Below are 1,201 nucleotides of genomic sequence, written 5' to 3' on the forward strand. Positions count from 1 at the left end.
TGTACTAGTTCAGACCAGATCTGACACTTCGATTTGAAAAGAAGAGAGTTACCCACTTTGATTAAGGTGCTGAATCTTAAATCAAAGAAACAAAGAGGTAACTCTCATGCTTCATACTAGCAATCCAATCATCAAACACAAAGCTGGTCTTCTCAATCTCGCAGAAGAACTCGGTAATGTCTCAAAAGCCTGTAAAGTCATGGGTGTCTCCAGAGACACTTTCTATCGCTACCAAGAGCTGGCAGAAACAGGTGGCGTCGATGCTTTGGTCAATCAAAGCCGAAGAACGCCCAACATGAAAAACCGTGTTGATCCGACGACAGAACAAGCCGTCGTGGTTTATGCGCTGGAATATCCAGCTCATGGGCAAGTGAGAACGAGCAACGAATTGAGGAAGCAAGGTGTCTTCATCTCGGCAAGCGGCGTTCGCTCTGTGTGGCTTCGCCACAACCTGGAGAACTTCAAAAAGCGATTAGTCGCTTTAGAGAAAAAGGTCGCTGGTGAAGGGATCATCCTCACCGAACAGCAAGTCGCTGCGCTTGAACGTAAGAAACGAGATGATGAGGTATGCGGTGAAATAGAAACCGCCCATCCTGGTTATCTCGGCTCTCAAGACACGTTTTACGTAGGCAACCTGAAAGGCGTTGGGCGCATCTACCAACAAACTTTCGTCGATACTTACAGCAAAGTGGCTTTTGCCAAGCTCTACACCACGAAAATGCCCATTACCGCGGCAGACTTACTCAATGACAAAGTTCTGCCCTTCTTTGAATCTGAAGCGCTACCGATGCTGCGTATCCTCACGGACAGAGGCACCGAATACTGCGGCCGTGTCGAGCAGCATGACTACCAGCTATATCTGGCGATCAATGACATCGACCACACGAAAACCAAAGCCATGTCGCCTCAGACCAATGGCATCTGCGAACGCTTCCATAAGACCATACTGAACGAGTTCTACCAAGTGACTTTCAGAAAGAAACTCTATGGTGACTTAGATGAACTCCAAAAAGATCTGGACGAGTGGATGGAATACTACAACACTGAACGGACTCATCAGGGCAAGATGTGCAATGGCAGAACACCATTGGAAACGCTTCGCGATGGGAAGGCTATCTGGGAAGAAAAGGATCTGACCCAGATATAATCTGACAGCACCGCTAAAAGTGGGTAACTGTCAGATCAGGTCTGAATCAGTACA

The 1,201-nt window shown here is 47.5% G+C and carries 1 protein-coding gene; it reads left to right on the forward strand.

Annotated features, from left to right (window positions below):
- The first annotated feature begins 106 nt into the window (after positions 1-106).
- Positions 107-1,147, forward strand: coding sequence for an IS481 family transposase (locus tag ACYP03_RS23810; protein WP_459782336.1), 1,041 nt, complete (start codon positions 107-109; stop codon positions 1,145-1,147).
- Positions 1,148-1,201 lie beyond the last annotated feature (54 nt).

Source organism: Photobacterium sp. R1 (assembly GCF_054600795.1).

Excerpts from the sequence above, each read along its gene's own strand:
- ACYP03_RS23810 (WP_459782336.1), top strand. The coding sequence starts at position 107 with ATGCTTCATACTAGCAATCCAATCATCAAACACAAAGCTGGTCTTCTC.